7 protein-coding genes are annotated in these 7,733 nt (G+C 64.8%); 3 read left to right on the top strand and 4 right to left on the bottom strand.

The features are described from left to right. The coding region (locus tag EN884_RS17545) for a diacylglycerol kinase family protein (protein WP_164895034.1) at nt 1-768 on the top strand (768 nt) is incomplete at its 5' end. A gap of 79 nt (nt 769-847) precedes the next feature. Here the strand turns inward: EN884_RS17545 and EN884_RS17540 are convergent. From EN884_RS17540 to EN884_RS17530, 3 genes are read right to left on the bottom strand one after another with little or no spacing between them, the layout of a single operon-like run. Further along, entirely contained in the window at nt 848-1,765 is a 918-nt protein-coding gene (locus EN884_RS17540) for an NAD(P)-dependent oxidoreductase (protein WP_063168824.1), read from the bottom strand. Further along, nucleotides 1,762-2,973, bottom strand: coding sequence for a mandelate racemase/muconate lactonizing enzyme family protein (locus EN884_RS17535; protein ID WP_063168823.1), 1,212 nt, complete (start codon nt 2,971-2,973; stop codon nt 1,762-1,764). The genes EN884_RS17540 and EN884_RS17535 overlap by 4 nt, the downstream gene beginning before the upstream one ends. After that, nucleotides 2,970-4,586, bottom strand: coding sequence for a GMC family oxidoreductase N-terminal domain-containing protein (locus EN884_RS17530; RefSeq protein WP_063168822.1), 1,617 nt, complete (start codon nt 4,584-4,586; stop codon nt 2,970-2,972). Before EN884_RS17530 ends, EN884_RS17535 begins: the two co-directional genes overlap by 4 nt. 238 nt (nt 4,587-4,824) lie before the next feature. Here EN884_RS17530 and EN884_RS17525 point away from each other — a divergent pair, with 238 nt between their 5' ends. Then, nucleotides 4,825-5,766, top strand: a complete 942-nt coding sequence (locus EN884_RS17525) for a phosphoribosylaminoimidazolesuccinocarboxamide synthase (RefSeq protein ID WP_063168821.1) — start codon at nt 4,825-4,827, stop codon at nt 5,764-5,766. Between the two features lie 368 nt (nt 5,767-6,134). Next, a complete protein-coding gene (locus EN884_RS17520; RefSeq protein ID WP_013530049.1) occupies nt 6,135-6,530 on the top strand; it encodes a hotdog domain-containing protein in 396 nt (131 codons plus the stop codon). 14 nt (nt 6,531-6,544) lie between these two features. On the opposite strand, the gene EN884_RS17515 is transcribed toward EN884_RS17520, so the two are convergent. After that, nucleotides 6,545-7,733: autotransporter domain-containing protein (locus tag EN884_RS17515; protein ID WP_128360653.1), on the bottom strand; the 1,189-nt coding region annotated here is incomplete at its 5' end.

The raw sequence follows: 7,733 nt of genomic DNA, 5'->3' as shown, positions 1-7,733 counted from the left end.
GATCTGGTGATTGCGGCCGGCGGTGACGGCACCGCCAGCGAAGTGGCCGACGGGCTTCTGCAGGCGGCCCAGGAGAGCGGCCGGATCACTGAACTTGGCCTGTTGCCGTGCGGCACCGGCATCGATTTCGCGCGCGGGCTCGGCCTGCCGAAAGAGGTGGATGCCGTGCTGAAGCGGTTGGCCGAAGCCAAGGGTCGCAAGGTCGATGCCGGGCGCATCGGCTACATCGACGATCACGGCGCGCTGGCCAGCCGGCACTTCATCAACATCGCCAGTCTCGGCCTGTCCGGCGCCACCGACCGCGCCGTCAATGCCGACAAGCGCAAGGGCAGGATGTCGGCCAAGGCACTGTTCCTGTGGCGCACCGTGGTGGAGTTCATCCGCTACCGTTTTCAGGACGTCAGGATCACGGTCGATGACGGCGCACCCGTCGAAGCGCGCATGGCGCTGGTGGCGGTCGCCAATGGAAAGTTCTTTGGCGGCGGCATGATGATCGCGCCGGATGCCGACCTGACCGACGGGCAGTTCGACATCGTCATCCTGCGCGCCGCCGGCAAGCTGAAGCTGATCTGGGACATCCGGCTGCTCTATGGCGGCCGGCACCGCAACCATCCGGCGATCACCATCCTGCGCGGCAGGAAAGTGGTGGTCGAGCCGCTCGGCGATGCGTCAGAGAATGGCGCCCTGGTCGATATAGACGGCGAGTCGCCGGGACGCATACCCGCGACCTTCGAGATCCTGCCGGGTGCATTGACGCTCAGATACTGAATCAAGCCGTTGACAGATTGATTCAGATGAATCCGCCCATCAATCCAACGTCCTGAAATCGCTTGATAACTGGCTGATGTCAGAGTTCCAGCTTGGCCGGAAAACCGGGCGCGCGCAGGTCGGTATCGACGGCATCCTCGAGCAATTTGACGATCTGGGTGGACCAGGCGCTGCCGCCATATTCCTGTTTGCCCATCTGGAAAATCTCACTCACAAGCGGCGCCAGTTGGAGCGGCAGTCTGAATTCCCTGCCCATCGCCAGCGCGAAGCCGAGGTCCTTCAGCGCCAGGTCCATGGTGAAGCCGATGTCGTAGGAGCCGTTGAGAATGAGCTGGCTTTCGGTCTCGTGGACGAAGCTGTTGCCGGAGGAGGCTGAGATGGCATGGTAGGACTGGGCGAGGTCGAGCCCGCCTTGTTTGGCCAACATCAGCGCCTCGCCGGCGGCGACGAGATGGATGAAGGCGAGCATGTTGGTGATCACCTTGATCACCGCCGCCGAGCCGACCGGACCCATCAGGAACGACTTTGCGCACATCGCCTCGATGGCCGGCCGATGACGTTCGTAGAGCGCTGGATCGCCGCCGACCAGCGCGGTGATCTTGCCAGCCGCCGCCAGATGCACGCCACCGGTGACCGGGCATTCCAGCGTCTCGACGCCCCTGGCCGAGGCGAGGGCCGCAAGGCGAAGAATCTCGTCGCGGCCGTTGGTGGACATCTCGATCCAGGTGCCGCCTTGGGGTAGGCCCTCCAGCAATCCGCCGGGTCCGGCCAGCACCGCTTCGCTGACCTTGGGCGAAGGCAGGCACGTGATGGCATTGCCGGCCCAGGCGGCGGCCTCGGCCGGGCTGCTCGCGGCAGTGGCGCCGAGCGCCACCAGGCGCTCGACGGCGGCCGGATCGCGGTCGAGGACGGTGACGGCAAAGCCGTTGCGGATCAGGCTGGCGGCAAGGTTTCCGCCGAGATGGCCAAGCCCGATGAAGGCGTAGCTCTTGCTCACGGCATCAGCGGGGTCTGCATCATCTGCAGATGCAGGTCCTTGCCCGTATAGGGGTGCGCGTCGCAGACCGCTTCGTTCAACTCGACGCCGAGGCCGGGCTCCTTCGAGGGGACGACGTTGCCGTCCTGCCACTCGATCTTCTTCTTCAAGAGCGTGGCATGGAAACCGTCCCACTGCTTCAGCGATTCCAGGATGAGGAAGTTGGGCAGTGTCACCGCCAGCTGGATGTTGGCCGCACCGACGATCGGCCCGCAATAGCAGTGAGGGGCGACCTGGATGTGGTAGGCCTCGGCCATCGCCGCGATCTTCTTGGTTTCGAGAATGCCGCCGGAGCGGCCGAGGTCCGGCTGCAGGATGGTCGCGGCGCGGTTCTCGATGACGCGGGCGAACTCGAACTTGGTGGTCAGCCGTTCGCCGGTGGCGATCGGGATCGAGGTCGCGCGGGCCACTTGCGCCATGACTTCGGGCATGTCAGGCGGCACCGGCTCCTCGAACCACAAGGGATCATAGGGCTCGATGGCGCGCGCCATGCGCAGCGCGCCGGACGCTGTGAACTGGCCGTGCGTGCCAAACAGGATGTCGGCGCGGGTGCCGACCGCCTCGCGGATCGCCTTGATCATGCGGGTGGACAGGTCGATATCGACAAGACGCGGCTGGTGGCCGTCGAAGGCGGTGTAGGGGCCGGCCGGGTCCAGTTTGACGGCGTTGAACCCCTGTTCGACATATTCGAGCGCGCAGGCGGCGGCGAGATCGGGGTCGTTGTAGACGTTCTTGCCGTGCGCATCCTCGGAGTGGACGCTGCCGGTGTGCGGATAAAGATAGGTGTAGGAACGCAGCGTTTCGTGCACCTGGCCGCCGAGCAGTTTGTAGACCGGCTTGTCGGCCTCCTTGCCGATGATGTCCCAGCAGGCCATTTCCAGCGCCGAGAAGCAGCCCATGCCTGACACGTCGGGCCGCTGGGTGAAGCCGGACGAATAGGCGCGGCGGAAGAAGTTCTCGATGTCGTGCGGATCGCGGCCGACGAGATAGCGCTCGGCCATGTCCTCGACCATCCGGGCGGTAACATGGGCGGAGAAGGTGGCGTTGTAGGCCTCGCCATAGCCGACCACGCCGCCATCGGTGGTCAACTTGACGAAGATGAAATACTTGCCGCCGATGCCGGGCGGCGGATTGTCGACAACCCAGGTCTTGACGTCCGTGATCTTCATTTTTGGTCCTCCAGAACCAGTTCGGCGCCCTTCCAACCGGTCATGATCGAGGCGGCGTTGGTGTTGCCGGTGATGTTGTCGGGGAAGATGGAGGCGTCGATGACGCGCAGGCCGTCGATGCCGTGCACCTTGAGACGCGGGTCGACGACGGCGCGCGCCGGATCGGGCCCCATGCGGCAGGTCGAGACCGGATGATAGACAGTGCCCGAGCGCTTCCTGAAATCCTGAATCAGGTCTGCATCGGAAGTGATTGACGGGCCTGGCAAAACCTCTTCCTCGATGATCTCGGCCATGGCAGGCATCGAGGCGATCTTGCGGACGAATTTCACCGCCGCCAGCATCTCCTCGACATCGGCATTGGTGGAGTAGGCATTGGCCGTTATCCTGGGGTACTCGCGCGGATTGGCCGAGCGGATCATGATCTCGCCACGGCTCGACGGGCGGCAGTTGGACAGGCCGATGGAAAAGCCCGGCCATGGGTCGGGCGTCAGGATGGGACGCTCGCCGCTCTTGGGAATGACGGTCGAGAATGCCTGGAAATAGAGCTGCATGTTGGGCCGCGTCGCCGCCGGGTCGGTGCGGAAGAAGCCACCGGCATTGTTCATCGACAGCGACAGCGGGCCCGAACGGGTCAGGATATATTGCATGCCGACCAGCAGCTTGCCCCACCAGGGACGCAGCGTCTGGTTGAGCGTCGGCAGCTTGCCCTTGAAGGTGTAGTTGATGCCGACATGATCCTGCAGATGCGCGCCGACATTCTCGTTGGCGTGGACCATCCGGATGCCCAGGCCTTTCAGCAGCGCGGAAGGCCCGACGCCGGACAGCTGCAGCAATTGCGGCGAGTTGACCGAGCCGCCCGACAGGATGACTTCGCGACCGGCACGCGCCGACTTCGTCTCGCCGTTCTGCTGGTATTCGACACCGACGGCGCGCTTGCCCTCGAACAGCACCCTGGTCGCCAGCGCCTTCATCTCGACGCGGACGTTGGCGCGCTTCATCGCCGGGCGCAGGAAAGCGCGCGCCGCCGACATGCGGCGGCCGTTGCGGGTCGAGATCTGGTAGACGCCGACGCCTTCCTGGGCAGCGCCGTTGAAATCCGGGTTGAAGGGCAAGCCGGCCTGCTGGCCGGCGACGAGATAGCGTTTGGTCAGCGGGTGGACGGCGCCCGAACAGTCTGTGACATGCAGCGGGCCGCCGACGCCGCGCCATTGGTCCGCGCCGGCCTGGTTGTCCTCGAGCGCCTTGAAGGCGGGCAGCAGATCGTCATAGCCCCAGCCGGGATTGCCGGCGGCGGCCCAGGCATCGAAATCTTCGCGCGCGCCCCTGATCCAGACCATGGCGTTGATCGAGCTCGAACCGCCGAGCAGCTTGCCGCGCGGCCAGTGGTCGGCATTGCCGGCAAGCCCCGGGTCCGGCTCGGCCTTGTAGTTCCAGTTGACGCCGGGATCGAAGAAGGTCTTGCCGTAGCCGAGCGGCATCTGCACGTAGAAGCGGCGGTCGCTGCCGCCGGCCTCCAGCACCAGCACCGAGAAGCGCCCCGAGGCCGACAGTTTTTCAGCCAGGACCGAGCCGGCCGAGCCGGAGCCGACGATGATGAAATCATAGGTCTGCATGATGGAAATGGGAGGCTCCGAAAAATTGGCTGCAGCCTAGACGCGACGGCATTCCGAAGTCGCCGCGCCATCCGGCATCAGTTGTGAAAAAAGCGACCGTCGAACCGATCAGGTTTGCGGGGATTCCCGACAATCGCGCTTGATATCTATCGTCCCGACAGCCTATGCGGTGGCACTATCTTGGCGCATAACTTTTCGGAGTTATGCTCTGGCCACTCTGCGGAAGGCAGGAAATCATATGCGGACCCTCCCTGACGCGTTCATTCCCGAACTGCCGGGCCACTACAGCGGCAAGGTCCGCGAAAACTACGATCTGGCGGATGGCCGGCGCATCATCATCGTCACCGACCGGCTCAGTGCCTTCGACATCATCCTGACCTCGATCCCCTACAAGGGAGAGATACTGACCCAGACGGCGCGCTACTGGTTCGAGGAAACCGCCGATATCTGTCCGAACCATGTTCTCGAATACCCCGACCCGAACGTCGTCGTCGGCACGAGGCTCGACATCCTGCCGGTCGAGATCGTCGTGCGCGGCTATCTGGCGGGAACCACCAGCACCTCGATCCTGACGCGCTACAAGCGCGGCGACCGCGACATGTACGGTATCCGCCTGCCGGACGGCCTGCGCGACAATGAAAAGCTGGCCGAGCCGATCATCACGCCGACCAGCAAGGCCGCGCATGGCGGCCATGACGAGCCGCTGTCGAAAGCCGAGATCCTCGAACAGGGTCTTCTCACGCAGGCGCAGTGGGACACCGTGTCCGGCTACGCTTTGCGGCTGTTCGCCCGTGGCCAGCAGCGCGCCACCGAGCGCGGCCTGATCCTGGCGGACACGAAGTACGAATTCGGCACCGACAGGAACGGGACCATCATTCTTGCCGATGAAATCCACACCCCGGACAGCAGCCGGTACTGGATCGCATCGAGCTACGAACAGGCGCTCGCCGACGGCAGCCGGCCGGAGAGTTTTGACAAGGATTTCGTCCGGTCGTGGGTCTCGGCGCGCTGCAACCCCTACAGCGACCCGATACCTGAGATACCGGCCGAGATCGTCGAACAGGCCTCGCATGTCTATGCGCAGGCCTATGAGGCGATCACCGGCAAGGAGTTCTCTCCGGACCTTTCCGGGAACAGCGTGCTCGATCGCATTCGCACGAACCTCAGGCGCTATTTCTGATCGATCTTCGCCGGGTGATGCGAACTGCCGTCCCATGGCCATGCCCAGGGTCTACGAACTCGGGTTAACCGGTCCTCGGAAACCTTCGCCGGTGTGTTGGCTGACGGAGCAAACGAAAAACCCGCCTGTGCGGCGGGTCACTGGCGCAAATCAGCACCATAGGCAAAAATGTACCATAGCTGAGGGCACCCAGTCAAGAAAAAATTCCTATCGTGAAAAAGCTGCCCGGCAAAAAGGCTGCCGACACCGCGCGCCGGCTGTCGCAGGTCTTTTGCCAGTCCGAGCCTGTGGCCATGCCGTGGCTCGTTGACCTTCTGGCGCCGTGACGATACGGGATCGAGGGCAGCCAGTCTCGAAGGATTTCTCGCATGGTGCACTACGCTGAAGGACGGCCGCTTGGCGATCTGACGCTGCGCACCCTGGCCATGCCTTCGGACGCCAATGCGGCCGGCGACATTTTCGGCGGCTGGGTGATGGCGCAGATGGACCTGGCCTGCGGCATCCGCGCCGCCGAGCGCGCCAAGGGCCGCGTGGTGACGGCGGCGGTGAAAGAGATGTCGTTCGCCAAGCCGATGAAGATCGGCGACACGCTGTGCATCTACACCCATGTCGAGCGCGTCGGCCGCACCTCGATGACGCTCAAGGTCGAGGCCTGGGCGCAGCGCTACCTCTCCGACCTGATGGAGAAGGTCACCCATGCGGATTTCGTCATGGTGGCGCTGGATGGCGAGGGCAAGCCGAAAGCGGTTCCCGCCGAAGGCTGAGGCAAGCCGAAAAATCAGAAGCGCACTTGCATCGTGGCGCGGACGCCCTGGTCGGCCGCCTTCTTCCCGAACTGACCGGAGTAGCTGATCCCCAGCGTGGTGCTGTCGGCGATCCGGAAATCGAGCCCGGCCCCGACGATGGCTGTATCCCTAGCGATCGGCACGCCGGCAATGGTGAAGAGGTCGCCACCGGCGAAGGCCATGTCTGCGGTCGGCGTGGTGTCGCCGAAGGCATGACGCCAGCCGAGCGTACCCTGCGCGGTTGCTTGCATTCCGCCGAGGTCGAAGCCGGCCGAGGCCCGCAAGCCGAGCGTGGTGAAGGTGGTCTCGGTGGTCGAGGCAGCGGATGTGAGTGCGGCGGCGCGCCCCTTTTCCGTGAAGCTGTCGGTGTGGAGGTTGACATAGGCGAGACTGGCGAAGGGCTCGAAGGCAGCCATGCGCGTCTCGAGGCGATAGCCGGCCTCACCGAAGACCTGCGCGGTGCCGGCATCGTATTTCGCCGTCAGCGCATCGACGAAGCCTGGAACGACGACGTTGCGGCTGGTGTCGATCCGGTTCCAGCTGTAGGCGACGCCGCCGCGCAGGCCGAGGCCGTCCCACTGTCTACCGCCATAAAGGCTGATGTGATAGGTGTCGCTGGAGCCGGAAGAGGCATGATCGTCGACGTCGAAACTGGCGTGGTTGTAGCCGGTCAGCAGGCCGACCCGCCAGGCTTCGCCGATCACGGTGTCGGCGCCGGCGAGGAAGCCGCCGGTGGAGCGGTCGAGGCCGGCGGCATTGCCGTCGCCGCTCGCCGTGCCCCAGGAGCCGAAAGCCTGCCCCCACACGACGAAACGGCTGGTGTCAGCCTCGACCAGCTCCGGGCCGCCCTCGCCATAAGCCATCACTGGCATGGCGGGAGCGGCGACGTCGCCCATGGCCGCCCGGACGCGGGCGGTTGCGGCATCGGCGACGAAGCGGCTGTCCTCGATCAGCATCCCCTTGGCTGAGGCATGAACCTCGCCCGACGCGGCATCCAGCGCCAGGCGCGCTGCGTCCTTGTCGGTCATGAGCAGCATGGCCCATGCAAGCGCATTGCCTTCGCCCAGCCGATCGAGGGCTCCGGCGGTCGCGAACTGGTTGCGGGTGGTGGCGACGTTGGCGACCGCGACGTCGTTGCGCGCCAAGGCGAGGGTGATGTCGTTGCCGTCGCCGCCCTTGTAG

It is taken from the genome of Mesorhizobium sp. M7A.F.Ca.AU.001.01.1.1 (genome assembly GCF_004022735.1).
Taxonomy (GTDB): domain Bacteria; phylum Pseudomonadota; class Alphaproteobacteria; order Rhizobiales; family Rhizobiaceae; genus Mesorhizobium; species Mesorhizobium ciceri.
Note: the sequence above shows the minus strand (reverse complement) of the source record. Positions and strands in the feature narration are given on the sequence as shown.